This window comes from Streptomyces sp. DH12 (genome assembly GCF_020873895.1).
GTDB lineage: Bacteria > Actinomycetota > Actinomycetes > Streptomycetales > Streptomycetaceae > Streptomyces.
This window is the reverse complement of sequence record NZ_JAHWGT010001024.1, coordinates 1-458: the sequence shown is the minus strand read 5'-3', so window position 1 is coordinate 458 and position 458 is coordinate 1. Positions and strand designations below refer to the sequence as shown.

Genomic DNA, 458 nt, shown 5'->3' with positions numbered 1-458 from the left:
GCGTTCTGCGGACCTTCTCGAAGGCGTACGGTCTCGCCGGGCTGCGCGTCGGTTTCGCCATCGCCCATGAGCCGGTGGCCGCGGCCCTGCGCAAGACGGCCGTGCCGTTCGGCGTGAGCCAGATCGCCCAGGAGGCGGCGATCGCCTCGCTGCGCGCCGAGGACGAGCTGATCGGCCGGGTCGGCTCCCTGGTGTGCGAGCGCAACCGGGTGGTCGACGGGCTGCGTGCCCAGGGCTGGACGGTGCCCGAGACCCAGGCCAACTTCGTGTGGCTGCGGCTGGGGGAGCGCACCGTGCCGTTCGCGCAGGCGTGCGAGCAGGCGGGCGTGGTCGTCCGTCCGTTCCCCGGTGAGGGTGTGCGGGTCACCGTCGGCGAGACGGAGGCGAACGACATCTTCCTGAAGGTCGCCGAGGAGTTCCACGCCCAGGGCTGACCTGCGGCCACAGTAAGCCTGACC

General features: G+C 72.1%; 1 protein-coding gene. It reads left to right on the top strand.

Going from position 1 to position 458, the window contains the following annotated elements; translation table 11 throughout:
• The coding region (locus LPA54_RS38305) for an aminotransferase class I/II-fold pyridoxal phosphate-dependent enzyme (protein WP_228984995.1) at nt 1-434 on the top strand (434 nt) is incomplete at its 5' end.
• Between the last annotated feature and the right edge of the window lie 24 nt (nt 435-458).